The sequence below is a fragment of the Albidovulum litorale genome (assembly GCF_025751495.1).
Lineage (GTDB): Bacteria > Pseudomonadota > Alphaproteobacteria > Rhodobacterales > Rhodobacteraceae > Albidovulum > Albidovulum litorale.
This window is the reverse complement of the sequence record NZ_JAOWKZ010000003.1, coordinates 840,106-860,556: the sequence shown is the minus strand read 5'-3', so window position 1 is coordinate 860,556 and position 20,451 is coordinate 840,106. Positions and strand designations below refer to the sequence as shown.

The following is a 20,451-nucleotide window of genomic DNA, read 5'->3' as shown; positions in this document are numbered from 1 at the left end:
CCAGGTATGTGAATGGTCGACCAGAAGCTTGATACCCTTGTCGAGGCGATCGCACGAAGGGATCGACTCGCGTTTGAAGAGCTATACAGGGCGCTGGAACGCCCGCTGTTCCGCTTCGTCCAGATAAAATTGAACGATCCGTTCCGGTCTGCCGACATAGTCCATGAAGTGTTTCTGGAAGTCTGGCGCAGTGCCGGCGCATTCCAAAGGAAATCGAGCGTCCGGACATGGGTCTTCGCGATCGCATACCGGAAGGTTATGGATGTATTCAGACGGGAAGGACGGGTGAGCTATCAGGACGAGCTGCCTGATCAGGTGGATGACAGCCCCGATGCCGCAGCCGCGTTGATCGCGGCCGAAAACGCGGAAGCGGTGCGCCGCTGTCTTGAGGGGTTGAAGCCCGAACACCGGCTGGCGGTTGAACTCACGTTCTACGAGGACATGAGCTATGGCGACATCGCTCTGGTTAAGGGCGTGCCTGAAGGAACGGTGAAAAGCCGCGTCTTCCACGCCAAGCAGCTTTTGATGCGGTGCCTCTCGGCCCGTCTGACGTTGGGAAAAAAGTAATGATTGATCGGAATGACCGCGAAAGACGGGTGGCTGAGTTATTGCCGTTCTATGTGAACGAAACCCTGTCATCAGAGGAGCGGGCCGAGGTGGAGGCGCTTCTGGCCGCAGATGTCGGCCTGCGTGCGCAAGTCGATCTCCTCCGGCATATCCGCGCTACGATCAAAGCCGAGGAAATGAATTACTCGCCGGGCGATTTGGGGCTGGCGCGGCTGATGCAGGCTGTTGAGCCGAAGCGGCGCCCCTTCAGGTTGCTCGCGGCTTCCGTCGCGGCGGTGAGTGTCGTGGCAGGCGCGACCCTCTATCTTTCTCATGCGGATCGTGTGCCGGTCTATGAACAGGCGGGTATCGCCGCCGCGCAGGGGGAACTTTTCGTGGCTTTCCGGCCGGATGCGCCGCAGGGCGCGATTTCCGATCTTTTGCTGGTCCATGATCTGACGATTGTCGATGGCCCATCGGCGCTCGGGCTATACCGTGTCCTCGTTCCTGAGGTGACGTCAGCGGCGGATGTCATCGCCGCACTCGAAGAAGCTGCTGAGCTTGTCGAAAGCGCGGGTGCCGCCGAATGATGGTGCCTGTACTGTTCGCAGCGGTTCTCGTTGCGGTTGCCGGGGTGGGGCAGGCTATCGCGGACCCGTTCTACGGTGGCGGCCGCATAATTCTCGCTCAGGCAGAACCTGAAGATCCACCCGACCCCAAGCCTCGCGCGAGGGCCGGAAGGACTAAGAAAGACGATAAAGGCAGAACACGTCCGCTGGGTAGTCCGGAAGTTCTAATTCTCGGTGCCGCGCGCGAGGTGGCACGCGCAGAGGCAGAAATTGCCGGATTCGGCGGGCAGATCCTGCAAAAGCAAGACCTTCCGGGCCTTGGCCTTGCGATAAGCGCGGCTGATATCGGCGCGCTGATGACCCTTCCGATCCTACGCGCGCGCCTTCAGCGCAAAGGGATCGGCGTCACGGTCGACCGAAATGCCATCTATCAGCCTGCCGGGACTGGCCGAAGCTATGTGCGGACGATGATCGGATTACCCGAAACCGCGGCATGTCCTTTGCAGCACCCGGTCCGTATTGGGGTGATCGACGGGCCGGTGGATCTTGCCGGTCTTCGCGCTTCCAACGTATCGGTTGTAGCCAGGTCTGTCCTCGACGCGGACGATGAGCCCGGCGATCGCGACCACGCAACCAGCCTCGCCAAAGTGATCGCCGCAGCCAGCCATAGGGGCGGACTGCCGGGTATTGCACCGGGCGCCCGGCTTTACATGGCCGAAGCCTTTGCGCGAAACGGCAGCAAGGACGAGATGCGCCTGGATACCATGGTCGCGGCACTCGGCTGGCTCGTCTCGGAACGGGTGGAACTGATCAATCTTTCGCTTGCGGGTCCGCGCAACCGTGTTCTGGCCCGTGCAATGCAGGCCGCGGCCGCCCGTGGCGCCATCCTTGTCGCCGCGGCGGGAAATGACGGGCGCGACGAAGTGGCGTTTCCGGCAGCCGACCCGAATGTAATCTCGGTAACAGCCGTTGATGCGCGCAAGCGCCGGTACCGTTCGGCGAATATCGGAAGCGAGATCGACTTGGCCGCTCCCGGAGTCGACATACTCATTCCCGGCCCCGGTGAGGCGACTTACCGCTCCGGCACGTCATACGCCGCCGCCGTGGTGAGTGGTCTGATTGCCCGAGAATTGGCCCGGAACCCTCTAAAACAGGATGAAATTCTGAACCGGCTTTCGGATCGTGCCGAAGACCTTGGCCGCCCCGGCCGCGACAGCGAATTTGGCTGGGGACTCGTCCGTGGCGGCGGTTGTTAAATTTTTTTTGAACCATAGCAGCACGGTCACGACTAAGAACAATGGGTCTGGTGGGGGCTGTGTCGAGTTTTCTTGAGTATGAGGCGGCGCGTTCCCGATTGTCATTTCGGGTCGGCGGATGTGTCGGCAACGCTCACCACTCACATCCCGGTTGCGGAACGTTTGGTGGTTTTTGGTTCCGAGAGTTCTGGGCTGCAACTGGTGGAATGACCGGTGGGAGGCGATTTGTTCCATCCCATCGGTCATTTCCACCGGGATGTATCAAGTGTGGGGCGACTGGCCGATTTCCGGTCAGAGATCAAATCCGTCCTGTTCGATCAATTCCGGCCCGTCATCGTCACGTCCAAAGGGGCGCACCGGTCGGGTGATGAACCGTCCGGCCCAACCCCGTCCCAGATCGCGCGCGGCCGCATCGCCGGTTTCTCCCGACAGCCATGGCAGCAGTTCTTCGCCCGTCAGCACTACGGGCATTCTCGGATGCAGATGGCTGAGTTCAGGCGCCGCCTCGCGCGTCAGGATCGTGCAGGTCAGCGCGCTATCTGCCCGCGCCTCGCAGAGACCGGCGAAAAAGAAGACCGGCGCATTCTGTGTCAGCCCTATGAACCACGGTCGCCGCGCGGATTTGTCTCCGGTCCATTCGTAGTAACCCGAGGCGGGCAGGATGCAGCGGCCGCTTTTCCAAGCCCGTCGGAAGACCGGTTTGCTTGCGGCCGTTTCGATCCTGGCATTGAAGGTGGTGGCCTTCCAGTTGCGTATCTCTCCATCGAACCACGCGGGCACGAACCACCAGCGCGCTTGGTCCGCCGTCAGTCTGCCATCGACGATGCGGGCAAGGCTGACCGTCTGAGTCGGCTTGATGTTGTAACTGACATGACCGCTTGCGCCGCGGATGAGCCGCAGCGCGTCGTGATACTCTGCCCAAGAGGCGTCGCTAAGGATGAAGCGGCCACACATGCACCGACGCTAGCAGCATACTCACAACGGTCCAGCCCGTATCCTGCATTTTCGGTGCTTCAACCCGTTCTGACGCGGCGTCGGAACCGGTATCACAGTCTTGCCCAAAGCCGCCTTTGCCCGCATCCTGCGGTCAAGGAATATCCGGGAAACCCGGAAAGGGGAGAGACAGATGCCGAAGTTTTCGGGCGTTGCGGACCGCGATGCCGTTGAGCAGGAAATGCCCTATGACCAGCGCGACCTGCCGGTCACGCTTTACCAATTCCTAACCAGAACCCGTGATGCACACGGCACCCGTAACGCGATTAGTTTCCAAATCCTGTCCGATCCGAAATCCAAAGCCGAAACATGGGACTGGAACGGGCTGCTAGGAAAGGTCACGCAGGCGGCGAACCTGTTCCGGTCGCTTGGCATCGGCGAAAACGATGTCGTCGCCTATCTCCTGCCAAACTCCCTTGAAACTGCGGCGACACTGCTTGGCGGCGGGGTTGCGGGTATCGTCAATCCAATCAACCCGCTTCTGGAGCCCGAGCAGATCGCCGCGATCCTGCGCGAGACCAAGGCCAAGGTGCTGGTCACGCTGAAGGCATTCCCCAAGACCGATGTGCCGCAAAAAGCCGCCGCCGCGCTGAAGCTGGCGCCCGGCGTGCATACGGTGCTGGAGGTCGATCTAAACCGCTACCTCACTCCGCCGAAAAGCTGGATCGTGCCCTTCGTAAGGCCGAAAAATCCGGTAGAACACAAGGCCAAGATACTGGATTTCAACGCCGAATGCGCAAAGCAGCCTGCCGACCGGCTGACCTTTTCGGACAGCACCGGCGACAGGGTGGCCGCCTATTTCCATACCGGCGGCACGACCGGTATGCCAAAGGTCGCGCAGCACAAATATTCCGGCATGATCTATAACGGCTGGCTGGGCGGCACGCTGCTTTTCGACGAAAAGGACGTTCTGATTTGCCCGCTGCCCCTCTTTCATGTCTTTGCCGCCTATCCGGTTTTCATGTCGGTGATTGCGGCCGGTGCCCATGTCGTCATGCCGACCCCGGCGGGCTATCGGGGTGACGGGGTCTTCGACAATTTCTGGAAGCTGATCGAGCGCTGGCAGGTGACATTCCTGATCTCGGTCCCGACCGCCATCGCTGCGCTGATGCAGAGGCCGGTGAATGCTGATGTCTCCTCGCTCAAGATCGCGATTTCTGGGTCCGCGCCGCTGCCGCTGGAACTCTACAACCGCTTTGAAAAGGCCACCGGCGTTCAGATCGCCGAGGGCTACGGCCTGACCGAAGCGACCTGCCTCGTCTCCTGCAACCCTGTCGACGGGCACAAGAAAGTCGGCTCTGTAGGGGTGCCCTTGCCCTATACCCATGTGCGCATCCTGCATACCGATGGCGCGGGCGACGTCGTCAAGGAATGCAGTACGGATGAGGTGGGAGAGATCTGCATTTCAAATCCCGGCGTCTTCGAAGGCTCGACCTATACCGAGGTCGACAAGAACCGCGACCTGTTTGCCGAAGGGCGATATCTGCGCACGGGCGATCTGGGCCGGATCGACGGCGACGGTTACCTCTGGATCACCGGCCGGGCCAAGGATCTGATCATTCGGGGTGGCCACAATATTGACCCGGCTGAGATCGAAGAGGCGCTGATGGGTCATCCCGCGGTTGCGTTTGTCGGCGCGATCGGCCAGCCGGACGCCTTCGCGGGCGAATTGCCCTGTGCCTATGTCGAGCTTGTCGATGGCGGGCAGGTCACGCCCGAGGAGCTGATCGAATTCGCCAAGTCCCACATTCACGAACGGGCCGCGATCCCGAAGCATATCGAGGTTCTTGGCGAATTGCCCAAGACCGCCGTCGGCAAGATCTTCAAGCCGGATCTGAGAAAGCGTGCGATTCAGAGGGTTTATGATGCGGCACTGGCGGAGGCTGGATTTGCAGTCCGCGTAAGGGACGTGGCTGAGGACAAGAAGCGCGGTCTTGTGGCGCGGCTGGTAAAGACCGGTGAAGTTGATGAGGAAGCGCTGAAACACAAGCTGGGTGAGTTCACCCGGCCTTGGGAATGGGTCGAATAGGTCGCATGGACTGACCCCGGGGGAGGGCGGCAGACTGTGCCGTAAAGGAGCCGCCTTCATGCCTCCCTACAGCTATCGTGACGATCCCGCCGTGCCCGACTTTGATGACGGGGCGCCGGTGGCGTTCATGGATGGCGACTGCGCGCTTTGCACCTTTGGTGCCCGTATGATCGACCGGCTCGACCGGAAAGGGGATATCCGTATCTGTCCGGTCGAAACCCCACTCGGGCAGGCGATGCTGCGCCATTACGGGCTGAACCCGGACGATCCGGAAAGCTGGCTCTTCCTCGAAGCGGGGCGGGTCTGGCGCGATTTCGACGCGATGGCGCGCGTCGGCGCCCGGTCCGGCGGCTGGGGGCATTTACTGAGGCTGCTTCTGGTCATTCCCCGGCCTCTTCGCGACTGGCTGTATGCCCGCCTTGCGCGCAACCGTTATACGCTCTTTGGCCGGTCGAAGCTTTGCGAAATGGCACCACCATCGCTGCGGGCAAGGCTGATGCGATGAGGGTCGCGATCCTCGGTGGCACCGGCGTTTTTGGCAGCCGGCTGGCAGCGCTTCTGGTGCGCGACGGGCATGAGGTCTTCGTCGCAGCCCGCACCCTCGGCCGCGCGAAAGAGGTTGCGGCACGTCTGGACGCCCGCGCGCTGCACTTCGACCGTGACGGCGATCTGTCACCGCTCTGGGCTGTGACGCCCGAAGCCGTCGTCGATGCCGCAGGCCCGTTCCACGCCTATGGCGACGATCCCTTTCGGCTGGTCCGCGCCTGCATCGCGCGAGGCATCTACTATCTTGATTTGGCCGATGATCCCGACTTCTGCGCCGGGATCGCGGCGCTTGATGCCGAGGCAAAGGCCGCGGGCGTTTTCGCGCTTTCGGGCGTCTCGTCCGTTCCGGGCCTGTCTTCTGCTGTCGTCGCGACCCTGGCGGCGGGTATGGAGCACATCGACGAAATCGACATGGCGATCCTGCCCGGCAACCGCGCGCCGCGCGGGATCTCGGTCATCGGTGCGATCCTTGACCGCACGGGCGCTCCGTTCCGGTTCTGGCAGGGCGATGCGTGGGAGATGCGGCGAGGCTGGTCGGATGCGCGCCTGTACCGACTGGCACCCGGCCTGTTCAGAGCCGGATACTTGTTAGAAGTTCCAGATAACAGGTTGTTTCCAGGTTATTTTAAGGCAAGCTCTGTCAGCTTCCGCGCGGGGCTGGAGCTCTGGCCGATGAATGTGGGGCTGGCGGTGCTGTCGCGGTTACGTTCGATGCTCGGGTTCACGCCGCCGCGTTGGATGGTGCGCGTTGCGCACGGGTTGGCCCGTCTCCTGTCGCCGTTCGGGTCCGACAGGGGAGGGATGATCGTACGGATCAGTGGACGCCGCGACGGTGCGCCGGTCGCCGCCGAATGGCGACTCGTCGCCGAAGCCGGAGACGGGCCGTTCGTTCCGGCGGTGGCTGCCCGTGCGATCCTTGCCGGAGCGCGTGACATTCCGACGGGAGCACGACCCGCCCTTGCCGAACTGCCACTTGCCGCGTTCGAGGCGGCAATGGCCGATCTCGCTGTTGCGACGGAACGCGAAGAGCATGAAACGCCGCCCCTGTTTCCCACCTTCCTTGGACAGACCTTCCGGTCACTTCCGGAAGCGGTGCAGCAAAGCCACGACTGGGCAGGCTGTATGCGGCTCTCCGGGCGTGCCACAATTGTTCGCGGCCCAGGGGTGATTGTCCGAATAATTGCCACGATCTTCGGTTTTCCCCCGGCGGGTGAGGATGTGGCCGTGACCGTCACCAAACTGAAGAACCGCGATGGTGAGGTCTGGCTGCGCGCGTTCGGCGACCGGAAGTTTCGGTCCCGCCTGCGCCTTCGCCGCAACGAAATGACCGAGAGCTTTGGGCCGTTCGAATTCACGCTCGCCCTGGCGGTTCACAATGGAACGCTTGTATTTCCTGTGACAGCGGGCCGGCTTGGACCTGTGCCTATTCCCAAAGCGCTGTTGCCGTTGTCGTTCGCTGTCGAGCGCGAGGAAGGCGGGCGTTTTCATTTCGATGTCGATCTGCATGCGCCTCTTGGTCTCGGGCGGATCGTGCATTACCGCGGCTGGCTTATTGTCGGACTGCTCCACTGACCGGGGCTTCGCCGGGCCGAATCAACGATCTGAATAATCGCCCGAATGAGGGACATTTCGATCAAGGTTAACGGTAGATTAGCCCAAGATGAACGCAGGTTTAACGGAATGGTCAATTCGTCCAGTTTCGACGCTTTGTTCGCTTAATCCAGCCCCGTTGCCCAATTATTGCCAGAATTGACGCGTGTTTCGTTGTGTGGGGGCAAAAACGAAAACGCTGTAAGACGGACTAATTCGCCGGGGAAGGGCAATAATGATACGCCGTTTTTATCGTACTCTGTCTTTGCGGAAAATCTCGCGCGAGGAAGACGGAGCGGCAACGATCGAAGCCGTATTATGGCTTCCGTTTTATATTATGCTGTTCGGCCTTCTGGTCGACGTTTCCATGATTTTTCATGGCCAGTCTAAGCTGTTGCGCATTGTCCAGGACGCTAATCGCAACATGTCCATCGGTCGGCTGACGACGACTGCCGCCGTGCAGGACTTCGTGATCGCCCGAGCTGGTACCATGTCGAAAGATCCGAAAGCGACCACTGTCACCAGTGCCGGCCTCATCCTGACCACCGCCAGCGTTCCGATGACGGATCTGGACCTGTTCGGCGTGGCGGGCGTGTTCAAGAACGTACGGATGACGGTTCAGGCCGAGCATCTGATGGAGAACTGAGCAATGTTTCACCGCAAGCCCCTCAAGTTCAGCCACAAGGCAACGACGTTCGCAGCTGATGAAGCTGGTGGTATCACCGCCCTGAGCCTGCAGATGTTTCTGGCAACGCTCGTCATCGGTGGCCTCGCTGTCGATTTCGGCAGCGGCGTTGCGACCAAAACCCAGCTTCAGGTCGCCGGCGACGCGGCGGCCCACGCTGCCGTCTACACGCGTGAATATCACACTGCGGACGAAGCGAAGACCAAAGCGCTCCAGGTGGCGGCGGCAAACATGCCTGCCGGGAAGTACGGCAATGTGCTGACCGCTGATGATATCCAGTTTGGTGATTGGGACCGCGACAAGCAGGTCTTTACCGCAAATCCGAAATCGCGCAATGCCGTGCTTGTTGCGACCAAGCGCCACAAGAACCGTGGCAACGGTGTCGGCACCTATATGCTCGGCCTTGTCGGGTATGATGAACTCGACGTGACCTCGGGCACCGTCTTTGAAACCTATTACCCGATGTGTTTCCGCGAAGGTTTTGTGGCCCAGGACCGGGTCGAGGTTCAAAGCGGCAGCCATTATGGCGCGGGCTTCTGCATCCATTCGCAAAACTATGTGAAGGCGTCTTCCAACAACCAATTCGACCCAGGCACCGTGGTATCGATGCCGGACAAATCCGATGTCGAATTGCCGAATTCAGGTTTTGCAACGAATACCGGTCTGGAAGCGGCCCTGCGCGACGGGTCCTACAAGATCCGCATCCTGAACCGCATCAACGACATCTACACCGGCCTGATGGACCCGAAGCACAGCACGTTCGGGGTCATGACCCCGACGATGCCGAACGGCGACCCGAACGAGTATTACCGTTCGTACATCAAGAAGTTTCAGGTCATCAATCTGAACTACAAGATGGACGCAGAAGGCGGGACGTTCACGCAGAACCGCATCCACGAAGTGCGCTGTAAACAGGACAAGTGGACCTACGACCTCAAGCCCGGCACGGATCTTAGAAATGCCGTGCTGATCACCGACTGCCGCCTGACGATCCATTCCGGCGCGCGCATCGAGGATGCAGTGATTTTCGTAGACAACGCGGATGACACGGCCGTCCGTGCGCCTGCGGCCGTCGTGATCGGCAAGGATGACGACTGCGCCGAAGGAGGCGATGTCCAGATCGTGACCCGTGGCAGCGTCAGCTTTGCATCCGACGCTTCGATTTACGGCAGCCAAATCATCGCAGCAAAAGATATCTCGTTGACCGCCAGTGCGGACGGGCTTGAAGGTGTGTCACTTGTTGCCGGCGGCATATTGGACGTCACATCCAACGGTGGCTATGGCTTCTGTGGCGGTGCAGGCATGAACAACAACTACGAAGCGGCTTATTTCCGTCTGGCCAAATAGGCCGCGTCGCCGGTTCTTCCCTCGTCGAAAGACGAAACTCAAAACGGCTGGTGCAGCTCCGCGCCGGCCGTTTTTTCTTGCCGCGGTCCGACCGCGACCCTTCATGTCGCGATCCGGCGGGGAAAATGCCGATAGGCATTGAAATCTCGTGGGCGTACCGGTTCAGTGGGTCGGGCAGGGAGGACGATCATGCGATATTCCGGGTTGAGGGTGATCACCGAGGGGCTCTTCGGCAATAGGGGCTGGACGCCTGCATGGCGCGACCCCGAGCCCAAACCGGAATATGAGGTCGTGATCATCGGCGGCGGCGGGCATGGCCTCTCGACCGCGTTTTACCTGGCGAAGAACCACGGCATCACCAATATCGCTGTGCTGGAGAAAGGCTACCTCGGCGGCGGCAATGTCGGGCGCAATACCACGATCGTGCGAGCGAACTACTTCCTGCCGGGCAATCAGGAATTCTATTCCCACTCCCTGAAGCTGTGGGAGGGGCTGGAGGCTGAGCTCAACTACAACGTCATGCATTCGCAGCGTGGCCTCATCAACCTCTTCCATAGCGATGGCCAGCGCGACGCCTTCGCCCGGCGCGGCAACGCGATGATAAATCAGGGCGACGATGCGGAACTCTTGGACCGCGAGGGCGTGCGTCGCCATCTGCCCTATCTCGATTTCGAACAGACCCGTTTCCCGATCTACGGCGGCCTTCTGCACCGCCGCGGCGGCTCGGCGCGGCACGATGCGGTTGCCTGGGGTTATGCGCGGGGTGCGGATCAGCGTGGCGTCGACCTGATCCAGAACTGCGAGGTGACGGGGATCGACATCGTGGATGGTCGCGTGACGGGCGTGCAGACGACGCGCGGCGCGATCAAGGCCAAGAAGGTCGGCATCATCGTCGCGGGTCGGTCGGGGCAGGTTGCGGCCATGGCGGGGATGCGGCTGCCGGTTGAAAGCCACATCCTTCAGGCTTTCGTGACCGAGGGGCTTAAACCCGTCATCGACCATGTGGTCAGCTTCGGCATGGGCCATTTCTACATCTCGCAGTCGGACAAGGGCGGGCTCGTCTTCGGCGGCGATCTTGATTTCTATTCCTCCTACGCCGCGCGCGGCAACCTGCCGATGGTCGAGCATGTGATGGAGGCGGGCATGACGCTGATGCCGATGATCGGCAAGGCGAAGGTGCTGCGGTCGTGGGGCGGGATCATGGACATGACGCCCGACGGTTCACCCATCATCGACAAGACCGATGTCGGCGGGCTTTATATCGACTGCGGCTGGAACTACGGCGGGTTCAAGGCCGTGCCTGCCTCGGGCTGGTGCATGGCGCATCTGATGGCCACCGGCGACAGCCACGACTTCGCCCGCCGTTTCCGCTTGAACCGTTTCGTCACGGGCCATCTTCTGGATGAAGAAGGCACCGGGTCGCAGCATAACCTGCACTGATGAAACGGTTGGCGCTCATCATAGCACTTCTTGTGCAAGCATTTTCACCGCAAACGGCTTTTGGGGCCGGTCGACTTTGTTATCCTGCAAGCGTGTCAGCGGTACCGGTGTTGGATGACTCCCGTCTGTGTCGGCTCGACAAACTTGTGGACTTATGGCTCGAAGAAAACGGAGTTCTGCCCGCCCCCGGGATGTCGACCTATCAGAGCATCGCCGACGTCGGTTCGGGCTGGAGCAGGGAATACTGGGGTTTGCCCGAGTTTGTGCCGAACACGCCCGTTGCAAGCGTGCAGGTTAACTACTTCTTGGATAGCGACTTATCACTCAGGGTGCCGGAACTCGTGGCATTCCGGCCGGGTTTGACCGCGTCTTTCGAACAGGGCCAAAAGCGTGCCGTGCGTCAGGTATTTTGCGTTACTGCAAGTGAGGATGAGGAGGCATTTGTCATGGCCGGAGGAAGACTGTTCTACTCACTCAGCCTTAAGCCATCGCGACTCAGGTCTGGCGATCCCATTGAAGTTGCTCGGATCGAATTTCCGCAATCTGCGTGCGAGGCCCGATAATGCGTATCAACTGTCCCCTCTGCGGCACCCGCGACCGGCGTGAATTCACCTATTACGGCGATGCGGTATATGCCGACCGTCCCGCCGACGGCGCCCCCATTGAGGCTTGGGACGACTACCTGCATCTGCGCGACAACCCGGCAGGCGAGACGCGCGATCTTTGGTATCACGAAATGGGCTGTTCATCCTGGATCGAGGTGACGCGCAACACCGTCACGCATGAGATATCCGCGACCCGTCTTCTGACGGATCGCAAGGCCCCCGCGAAGAAGGGAAAGAAGACATGAGGATCGCGGGCAAGGGGCTGATCGACCGCGCCAATACGGTTGGGTTCCGCTTCGACGGCAAGGACTATACCGGGTTCGAGGGCGATACGCTTGCCTCGGCGCTTCTTGCCTCGGACGTGAAGGTCTTTGGCCGGTCCTTCAAGTATCACCGCCCGAGGGGCGTGATGTCGGCCGGGTCGGAAGAGCCAAACGCGCTGGTGACAGTGGGCAAGGGGGCCGCACAGGTGCCGAACGTCCGTGCAACCGTGCAGGAAATCCATGCCGGGCTGGAGGCGCGGGGGCAGAACGCATGGCCCTCGGTCAACCTCGACCTTATGGCGGTAAACGACCTCTTCGCGCCCTTCTTCAGCGCGGGCTTTTACTACAAGACTTTCATGTGGCCGCGGGCCTTCTGGGAAAAGCTCTATGAACCCGCGATCCGCCGCGCGGCGGGGCTCGGTGCCCTTTCCGGCAAGCATAACGACGAGAGCTATGAAAAGGCCTGGGCCCACTGCGACCTGCTGATCATCGGCTCCGGCCCCGCAGGTCTCATGGCGGCTTTGACGGCGGCTCGTGCGGGGGCCGAAGTGATCCTTGCCGAGGAAGACCACCGCATGGGTGGCCGCTGCCTGTCCGAGACGTTCGAAATCGCGGGCAAACCCGCTGCAGACTGGGCTGCCGGGATCGTGGCCGAACTGGAAGCCATGCCCAATGTCCGGCTGATGACACGCACCACCGTGACCGGCGCCTATGATGACGGCACCTATGGCGCGCTGGAACGAGTTGGCCTGCACATTGCCAACCCGCCGAAGGACCTGCCGCGCGAATGTTTCTGGCGGATCGTTGCGAAACGCGCGGTGCTCGCATCCGGCGCGCATGAACGCCAGATCGCGTTCTCCAACAACGACCGGCCCGGCATCATGACGGCGGGCGCGGTCAGGGCCTATCTGAACCGCTGGGGCGTGGCGCCCGGCCATGCCGTAACGATCTTCGCCAATAACGATAACGCCCACAAAACCGCACGCGACCTCTCCGCCGCCGGTGTCAGGATCGCGGGCCTGATCGACGTGCGCGAGGATGTCGAGGTCGTGGGCGACTTCCCCGTTTATGCGGGCTATCGGGTCATCGACACGGTCGGCCGCAAGGGGCTGCGGGACGTGGTCATCGCCGACAAGTCGGGCCAGATTTCGCGGATCGTCAGCGATTGCCTTGCCGTCTCTGGCGGCTGGAATCCGGCGTTGCATCTGACATGCCACATGAACGGCCGCCCGGTCTGGCGCGAGGATATCGCGGCCTTCGTGCCGAAGCCCGGCATGGTGCCGGGGCTTGAGGCGGCGGGTTCTGCGAACGGCGCGTTTTCGACACGGGCCTGCCTTGCCCAAGGGATCGCGGCGGCCGAGGCGGCACTGGAGGCTCTGGGCCGGAAACCGAAGAAGGCTGAGATGCCCGAGGCCGAGGATGGCGCGGTCAGGATGCGCGCCTATTGGGAAGTGCCGGAACCCAAGCACCGCGCCTGGCTCGATTTCGCCAATGACGTGACGACAAAGGACGTGCGGCTGGCGGCACAGGAAAACTTCCGCTCAGTCGAGCATATGAAGCGCTACACGACGCAAGGCATGGCGCCCGATCAGGGCAAGAACTCCAACGTCGCGGCTTTGGCGATCCTTGCCGATGCAACCGGGCGCGGCATATCTGAAACCGGCACTACGACCTTCCGCCCGCCCTACACGCCCGTCTCTATCGCCGCGATGGGCGCGGGCGGGCAGGGCGCGGGCTTTGCCCCACAGCGCTTCACCACCTCCGACAAGGCCGCCCGTGAACGCGGCGCGCCGATGATCGAGGCGGGGCTCTGGTACCGGCCGTCCTACTTCCCACGCCCGGGCGAGAAGACATGGCGCGAGAGTTGCGACCGCGAGGTCATGATGGTGCGCGACCGGGTCGGTGTCTGCGATGTCTCGACGCTCGGCAAGATCGACATTCAGGGCAGGGATGCCGCCCGTTTCCTCGACCTCGTCTACACCAACACCTTCTCGACGCTGAAGCCGGGGCGCGTGCGCTATGGGCTGATGCTGCGCGAGGACGGGTTGATCATGGATGACGGCACCACGGCCTGTCTGGCCGAGGGGCATTACCTGATGACCACCACGACGGCGGCCGCAGGGCAGGTGATGCGGCATCTGGAATTTGTCCAGCAGGCGCATTGCCCCGGCTGGGATGTCCGCATGATCTCGGTCACCGAACAATGGGCCCAGTTTGCAGTCGCGGGGCCGCTCGCGCGTGAGCTTCTGAACTCGGTCCTTGAAACCCCGATTGACGTGACCACGCCGCCCTTTCTTGGGGTTGCCGATGTCCGGCTGATGGATGTCGATGCACGGCTTTACCGCATCTCGTTCTCGGGTGAGTTGGGTTATGAAATCGCTGTTCCGGCACGGTACGGCGAGTCGCTTTACCGCGACCTCGTGGCCCGTGCCGAAAGCCTTGGCGGCGGGGCCTATGGGATGGAGGCGCTGAATGTCCTTCGGATCGAGAAAGGCTTCATCACCCATGCCGAAATCCATGGCCGAGTCACGGCCTTCGATATCGGGATGGAGGGGATGGTCAGCGCCAAGAAGGATTGCATCGGTAAGGGCGCAAGTAAACGCCCGGGTCTTGCCGGTCCGGAACGCGAACAACTCGTCGGTCTGCGCCCCATTCCGATGTCGCGCCAGATTGGCGCGGGCGCGCACCTGTTCAATGAAGGGGCCGATCCGGTACGGGTGAACGATCAGGGCTACGTCACCTCGGTCGGGTACTCGCCGGTGCTGAAGACATATCTCGGGCTCGCCTTCCTGAAGAACGGTCGCGCCCGGCATGGCGAACGCATCCGCCTTGTCGATCATCTGAGGGGGACAGATGTGGTCTGTGAAGTGATGAACCCTGTCTTCTTCGACCCTGAGGGAGGACGCGCCCGTGCCTAGCCTGATTGCGAAATCCGCCTGTGACGGCCTGCTGCCCCTCTCTGAAGGTGGCGTAACGCTTAGCGAAGCAGCGCCCGCCCGCGTGACCTCCGTCGCCCCCTTTGCCGGACAGGAAAAGGCCACCGATGCCGCGCTGAAAACCATGGGCCTCGGTTGGCCGAAACCCGGTCAGTCATTCACGAAGGATGAGGCACAGATCCTCTGGACCGGTCGCGGTCAGGCCTTCCTGATCAGTGCCTCTCCTGCCGAGCTCGACGGGGTCGCGGCGTTGAGTGACCAGAGTGACGGATGGGCACGGATACGGCTCGAGGGTGCAGGGGCCGAGGCCGTTCTTGCACGGCTGGTGCCGCTCGATCTGCGAACCGCTGCTTTCCCAACGGGAAGCGTCGCGCGGACCGGACTCAACCACATGATGATGGTTCTGCATCGCGCGGGGGCCGAGACGTTCGACATAATGGTCTTCCGCTCCATGACCGCTTCAGCTGTGCATGAACTGCACCATGCCATGAAGGCGCTCGCCGCCCGGGCCGCGGCGCTTTGATCCACCGCCGCAAGGGGGCGCTGCCCCCATCCCCGCGTTAACGCGGGGATTCCCCCGGAGTATTTTCGACAGAAAGCGAACAGGTCCACACTTTCTGTCGAAATACACTCTCGGGGGTGAATTGCCGCGAAAGCGGCAAGAGGGGGCGGACAGCCCCTTGCTCAGGCCGGGGTGAGGGCCGATATTCGCCAGATGAGTCTGCCGCCCGGTTTCCTTGACGAATTGCGTACGCGCACCACGCTTTCCCACGTGGTCGGGCGCAAGGTCACTTGGGACAACCGCAAGTCAAATCAGGCAAAGGGTGACCTGTGGGCGCCGTGCCCGTTCCATCAGGAAAAGACGGCCTCCTTCCATGTCGATGACCGCAAGGGCTATTACTACTGCTTCGGCTGCCACGCGAAGGGTGACGCGATTTCCTTCCTGAAGGACGCGGAAAACATGTCCTTCATGGAGGCGGTCGAAACCCTTGCGCGCGAGGCTGGCATGCAGATGCCCGCCGCCGACCCGAAGGCTGCCGAGCGCGCGGACAGGCGGACAGAGCTGGCCGGGGTGATGGAAGAGGCGTTGCGGCATTACCGGCTGCAACTGAAGACCGCCGCAGGGGCGGCGGCGCGGGATTATCTGGCCCGCCGCAAGCTCAGTGAAGCCGCGCAGGACCGGTTCGAGATCGGCTTTGCGCCCGAAGGCTGGCAGGGGCTCTGGGATGCGCTCCGTGCGCGGGGCATCGCCGAGGACCTGATCCTTGGCGCGGGGCTCGCCAAACCCTCGACCAAGGGCAAGGCACCCTATGACGTCTTCCGCAATCGCATCATCTTTCCGATCCGCGATCCGCGCGGCCGTTGCATCGCCTTCGGCGGGCGGGCGATGGACCCGAATGACAATGCTAAATACCTGAACTCGCCGGAGACGGAGCTCTTCGACAAGGGCCGCAGCCTTTACAACCACGGGCCTGCGCGCGAGGCGGCGGGCAAGGGCCAGCCGCTGATCGTCGCCGAAGGGTATATGGACGTGATCGCGCTGGTGGGCGCGGGATTCGAGGCGGCCGTGGCGCCTCTGGGCACCGCGATCACCGAGGATCAGTTGCGCCTTCTCTGGCGGCTTTCGCCAGAACCCCTGATCATGCTCGACGGCGATACGGCGGGGATCAGGGCGGCGACGCGGCTCATCGACCTTGCGCTGCCGATGCTGGAGGCCGGGCAGAGCCTGCGCTTTGTCATCCTGCCCGAGGGCATGGACCCCGACGACCTGATCAAGCTTCGGGGCCGCGAGGCGATGGCCAAGCTGATCGATGCGGCGCAACCGATGGTGAACCTGCTCTGGCAGCGCGAAACCGAAGGCAAGGTCTTCGACAGCCCCGAACGCAAGGCCACGCTCGACAAGTCTCTGCGCGAGGCGATCAAACGCATTGCGGATCCGTCGATCCGCGCTCATTACGGCGAAGAGATCAAGCGGCTGCGCTGGGAGTTGTTCGGTTCCAACCGCCCGGCGGCCCGTGGCCCCGCGCCGATGCGCGGCGGCAAGTGGAAACCGGCGCCGCAGCAGCCGCTGCCGGCGACGAAAGCCTCGCTTCTGGCCGCCGCGTCAGGGGCGGAAGTGGAGGACTTTCTGCGTGAGGCGATGATCCTTGCCATCGCTATCACGCATCCGACTTGTATCCAACGCTTCGAAAGCCAGCTGGAGACGGTCGAGATGCGTGATGCAGGACATGAAAGGCTGCGCCACGCGCTGCTGGTCGCGGCGCATGAGACCGGCGATTTGCGCGGGAATATCGCGGCAAACGTAGGGCCCGACCTTGAAAAGCTGATGGGCCTTGCCCACGTCCGGACAGCCCCCCCGGTGCGCAATGCCGACAATGCAGACCTGGCCGCGATGTGTCTGGCCGAGGAACTGGCAAAGCTGGAAGCGCGGCGGGGGGCCGAGGCGGAGGTGGCCGAGGCGATGGAAGACCTGACCGGACTGGCCGACGAGGGCCTGACATGGCGACTGTCGCAGGCCGCCGAGGCGCGGCATCGGGCGGGACGGTCGAAGCTCGACGACGACAGCGACATGGGCGAGGACCGCGCGGCGCTGTCGGCGGAATTGCAGCGTCTGATCGACACCGCCGCCTGGGAAAAGAAGAAACACTGAATCGCCCGCGCGCAGGGTCCCGGCCCCTGTGATTCGGCCCGGCGATTCGCTACAAGACCGGAACCGATTCGCAGTACAGGCGATTCGCCCGAGACCAAAGGAGCCCCGATGGCCGCCAAGGACACCGACGAGCAGAAGCCCGCCACCGACGAGAACGAGCACACGCTCGACATGTCTCAGGCCGCGGTCAAGAAGATGATCGCCGACGCGCGGGAGCGTGGCTACATCACCTATGACCAGCTCAATCAGGTGCTTCCGCCCGAACAGGTCTCGTCCGAGCAGATCGAGGACGTGATGTCGATGCTCTCGGAAATGGGCATCAATGTCATCGAGGATGACGAGGCCGAAGAGGCCGAGAGTTCCTCCTCCGGCGCGGTCGTGGAAGCCTCCACCTCGCGCGAAGTTGCGATTGCCTCATCGTCGGGTGAAACGCTCGACCGCACCGACGATCCAGTGCGGATGTATCTGCGCGAAATGGGCACCGTCGAGCTTCTGAGCCGCGAGGGTGAGATCGCGATCGCCAAGCGGATCGAGGCGGGCCGGAATACGATGATCGCGGGGCTTTGCGAAAGCCCGCTGACCTTTCAGGCCATCACGATCTGGCGCGATGAGCTTCTGAACGAAGACATCCTTTTGCGCGATGTGATCGACCTGGAGGCGACCTTCGGCCGGTCCATGGAGGACGACGATCAGGACGAGCCGGTGGTCGAGGGTGCGGCCGCCCCGACACAGGCGAAAAGCGGTGACGATGAGCCCGAACTCGACGCCGACGGAAATCCGATCGCGAAGGCCGATGACGACGATGATGAGGATGACGACGCCTCCAACATGTCGCTTGCCGCGATGGAAGCGGCCCTCAAGCCGCGCGTGCTGGAGATGCTGGAAATCATCGCCCGCGACTATGTGCAATTGTCCGAAATGCAGGACCTGCGCATGTCCGCGACGCTGAACGAGGATGGCACCTTCTCGCTCGCCGATGAGACCGCCTATCAGAAGCTGCGTTCGGAAATCGTCACGCTGGTGAACGAGCTTCACCTGCACAACAACCGGATCGAGGCGCTGATCGACCAGCTTTACGGTATCAACCGCAAGATCATGTCGATCGACTCGAACATGGTGAAGCTCGCGGATCAGGCCCGCATCAACCGGCGCGAGTTCATCGACGAATACCGGGGCTATGAGCTTGACCCGACCTGGCTTGACCGCATGGCGGAAAAGGCCGGTCGCGGCTGGCAAGGGCTGATCGAGAAATCGCAGGACAAGGTGGAGGCCTTGCGCGCCGAGATGGCGCAGGTCGGCCAGTATGTCGGCGTCGACATCAGCGAGTTCCGCCGCATCGTCAATCAGGTCCAGAAGGGCGAAAAGGAAGCCCGGCAAGCCAAGAAGGAAATGGTAGAAGCGAACCTTCGCCTCGTCATTTCCATCGCCAAAAAGTACACGAACCGCGGGCTGCAATTCCTTGATCTCATTCAGGAAGGCAATATCGGCCTGATGAAGGCCGTGGACAAGTTCGAGTACCGCCGCGGCTACAAGTTTTCCACTTATGCGACATGGTGGATTCGGCAGGCGATCACCCGGTCCATCGCCGATCAGGCCCGCACGATCCGCATCCCGGTCCATATGATCGAGACGATCAACAAGCTGGTGCGCACCGGCCGCCAGATGCTGCATGAGATCGGCCGCGAGCCGACGCCTGAGGAACTGGCCGAAAAGCTGCAGATGCCCTTGGAAAAGGTCCGCAAGGTGATGAAGATCGCCAAGGAACCGATTTCCTTGGAGACCCCCATTGGCGACGAAGAAGACAGCCAGCTTGGCGATTTCATCGAGGACAAGAACGCGATCCTGCCCTTGGATTCGGCCATTCAGGAGAACCTTAAGGAAACTACCACGCGGGTTCTGGCCTCGCTGACACCGCGCGAGGAACGCGTCCTGCGCATGCGCTTCGGCATCGGCATGAACACCGACCACACGCTGGAGGAAGTGGGCCAGCAGTTCTCGGTGACGCGCGAACGGATCCGTCAGATCGAGGCGAAGGCGTTGCGGAAGCTGAAGCACCCGAGCCGGTCGAGGAAGCTCAGGAGCTTCCTGGATCAGTAAAACGCGGAGGCACCACATGTCATGGCTTTCTCGCCTCTTTTCCGGCTCAAATGGTGATGAGCCCAAGCCCGAGCCTGTCGATCATAACGGCTTTCACATCTTCGTCGATCCGATCAAGGAAAGCGCGGGCTTCCGCGTGGCAGCGCGGATCGAGAAAGAGATCGGCGGAGAGGTCCGGACCCACCGGATGGTGCGGGCCGATACCGTCGCCACCGCCGAGGCCGCAGCGGAGATGACGCTCCGCAAGGCCAAGTCGCTCATCGACCAGCAGGGCGAGTCCATTTTCAACTAGGCCAAACGCCCCCCGGAAGCCACCACACCGTGCTTGCGGGGCCTGCGCCTTGCGCTAGTCTCGCCGTACATGGTCCCAGGGGAACGCGAATGTCGAATGATACGCCCGAGGGGGAACTGACCCTCCGAACGCTGGCGATGCCGCGCGATGTCAATGTGAACGGCGATATCTTCGGCGGCTGGGTGCTGAGTCAGATGGACATCGCCGCCGGGATCGTCGCCGGGGCACGGGCGAAGGGGCGGGTGGCCACTGTCGCGGTCGATGCGATGAAGTTCATCCGGCCGGTGAAGGTCGGCGATGTCCTTTGTATCTATGTGAAAATCGCCCGGATCGGGCGCACCTCGATGGCCCTGGAGATCGAGGCATGGGTCTTGCGCGACCGGCACGGACAGCGCGAGAAGGTGACCGAGGCGGTCTTTACCTTCGTGGCGATCGACGATGCCGGGCGACCGCGCGTGGTGCCGGAAGGATAGGCGGGCAGGGCATCGGCCAGGGGTCGGCACTGCGTCGGCAAAACGTATGGCAAGGATGTCCGGCCCGTTTACCTCCGCTCAATCACCTGCGGGGAAGGGGGCTGTCGGGCGGTGGTTGCCGCCCGACAGAAGTT

At 62.1% G+C, this 20,451-nt stretch carries 18 protein-coding genes; 17 read left to right on the top strand and 1 reads right to left on the bottom strand.

Annotation, left to right across the window (positions count from 1 at the left end; genetic code table 11):
- Nucleotides 1-12 precede the first annotated feature (12 nt).
- The 3 genes from OEZ71_RS15100 (at nt 13) to OEZ71_RS15090 (ending at nt 2,371) form a co-directional block, all read left to right on the top strand.
- The gene (locus tag OEZ71_RS15100) at nt 13-567 is read left to right on the top strand and encodes an RNA polymerase sigma factor (protein ID WP_263740822.1); all 555 of its coding nucleotides are present in this window, start codon (nt 13-15) and stop codon (nt 565-567) included.
- Nucleotides 567-1,136, top strand: coding sequence for an anti-sigma factor (locus tag OEZ71_RS15095; protein WP_263740821.1), 570 nt, complete (start codon nt 567-569; stop codon nt 1,134-1,136). The genes OEZ71_RS15100 and OEZ71_RS15095 overlap by 1 nt, the downstream gene beginning before the upstream one ends.
- Nucleotides 1,137-1,363: 227 nt before the next feature.
- On the top strand, nt 1,364-2,371 hold the full coding sequence (locus OEZ71_RS15090) for a S8 family serine peptidase (RefSeq protein WP_263740820.1): 1,008 nt from the start codon (nt 1,364-1,366) through the stop codon (nt 2,369-2,371).
- A 291-nt stretch (nt 2,372-2,662) separates the two neighbouring features.
- Here OEZ71_RS15090 and OEZ71_RS15085 read toward each other — a convergent pair whose 3' ends face one another.
- Complete coding sequence (locus OEZ71_RS15085) at nt 2,663-3,325, bottom strand: SOS response-associated peptidase (RefSeq protein WP_263740819.1); 663 nt, start codon at nt 3,323-3,325, stop codon at nt 2,663-2,665.
- Between the two features lie 172 nt (nt 3,326-3,497).
- Here OEZ71_RS15085 and OEZ71_RS15080 point away from each other — a divergent pair, with 172 nt between their 5' ends.
- The 14 genes from OEZ71_RS15080 to OEZ71_RS15015 all read left to right on the top strand — a co-directional run bounded on the left by OEZ71_RS15080 (nt 3,498) and on the right by OEZ71_RS15015 (nt 20,317).
- Nucleotides 3,498-5,393, top strand: coding sequence for an acyl-CoA synthetase (locus OEZ71_RS15080; RefSeq protein WP_263740818.1), 1,896 nt, complete (start codon nt 3,498-3,500; stop codon nt 5,391-5,393).
- Nucleotides 5,394-5,451: 58 nt separating this feature from the next.
- The gene (locus OEZ71_RS15075) at nt 5,452-5,898 is read left to right on the top strand and encodes a thiol-disulfide oxidoreductase DCC family protein (RefSeq protein WP_263740817.1); all 447 of its coding nucleotides are present in this window, start codon (nt 5,452-5,454) and stop codon (nt 5,896-5,898) included.
- The gene (locus OEZ71_RS15070; RefSeq protein WP_263740816.1) at nt 5,895-7,511 is read left to right on the top strand and encodes an SDR family oxidoreductase; all 1,617 of its coding nucleotides are present in this window, start codon (nt 5,895-5,897) and stop codon (nt 7,509-7,511) included. Before OEZ71_RS15075 ends, OEZ71_RS15070 begins: the two co-directional genes overlap by 4 nt.
- A gap of 253 nt (nt 7,512-7,764) precedes the next feature.
- Nucleotides 7,765-8,175 carry a TadE/TadG family type IV pilus assembly protein gene (locus tag OEZ71_RS15065; RefSeq protein WP_263740815.1) on the top strand — a complete coding sequence of 137 codons (411 nt, stop codon included), beginning with the start codon at nt 7,765-7,767 and terminating at the stop codon, nt 8,173-8,175.
- A gap of 3 nt (nt 8,176-8,178) precedes the next feature.
- The gene (locus tag OEZ71_RS15060; protein WP_263740814.1) at nt 8,179-9,561 is read left to right on the top strand and encodes a pilus assembly protein TadG-related protein; all 1,383 of its coding nucleotides are present in this window, start codon (nt 8,179-8,181) and stop codon (nt 9,559-9,561) included.
- 189 nt (nt 9,562-9,750) lie between these two features.
- A complete protein-coding gene (locus OEZ71_RS15055) occupies nt 9,751-11,001 on the top strand; it encodes a sarcosine oxidase subunit beta family protein (RefSeq protein WP_263740813.1) in 1,251 nt (416 codons plus the stop codon).
- Nucleotides 11,002-11,192: 191 nt separating this feature from the next.
- A complete protein-coding gene (locus OEZ71_RS15050; protein WP_263740812.1) occupies nt 11,193-11,564 on the top strand; it encodes a hypothetical protein in 372 nt (123 codons plus the stop codon).
- Nucleotides 11,564-11,851, top strand: coding sequence for a sarcosine oxidase subunit delta (locus tag OEZ71_RS15045; RefSeq protein ID WP_263740811.1), 288 nt, complete (start codon nt 11,564-11,566; stop codon nt 11,849-11,851). Before OEZ71_RS15050 ends, OEZ71_RS15045 begins: the two co-directional genes overlap by 1 nt.
- Entirely contained in the window at nt 11,848-14,787 is a 2,940-nt protein-coding gene (locus OEZ71_RS15040; RefSeq protein ID WP_263740810.1) for a sarcosine oxidase subunit alpha family protein, read from the top strand. Before OEZ71_RS15045 ends, OEZ71_RS15040 begins: the two co-directional genes overlap by 4 nt.
- Nucleotides 14,780-15,328 (top strand): sarcosine oxidase subunit gamma, encoded by a 549-nt coding sequence (locus OEZ71_RS15035; protein WP_263740809.1) that lies wholly within the window; start codon nt 14,780-14,782, stop codon nt 15,326-15,328. Before OEZ71_RS15040 ends, OEZ71_RS15035 begins: the two co-directional genes overlap by 8 nt.
- A gap of 192 nt (nt 15,329-15,520) precedes the next feature.
- A complete protein-coding gene (dnaG, locus tag OEZ71_RS15030) occupies nt 15,521-17,455 on the top strand; it encodes a DNA primase (protein WP_263740808.1) in 1,935 nt (644 codons plus the stop codon).
- Between the two features lie 108 nt (nt 17,456-17,563).
- Nucleotides 17,564-19,552 carry an RNA polymerase sigma factor RpoD gene (gene rpoD, locus OEZ71_RS15025; protein WP_263740807.1) on the top strand — a complete coding sequence of 663 codons (1,989 nt, stop codon included), beginning with the start codon at nt 17,564-17,566 and terminating at the stop codon, nt 19,550-19,552.
- Nucleotides 19,553-19,568: 16 nt separating this feature from the next.
- Complete coding sequence (locus tag OEZ71_RS15020; RefSeq protein ID WP_263740806.1) at nt 19,569-19,844, top strand: HlyU family transcriptional regulator; 276 nt, start codon at nt 19,569-19,571, stop codon at nt 19,842-19,844.
- 89 nt (nt 19,845-19,933) lie between these two features.
- On the top strand, nt 19,934-20,317 hold the full coding sequence (locus OEZ71_RS15015; RefSeq protein WP_263740805.1) for an acyl-CoA thioesterase: 384 nt from the start codon (nt 19,934-19,936) through the stop codon (nt 20,315-20,317).
- Nucleotides 20,318-20,451: the final 134 nt, after the last annotated feature.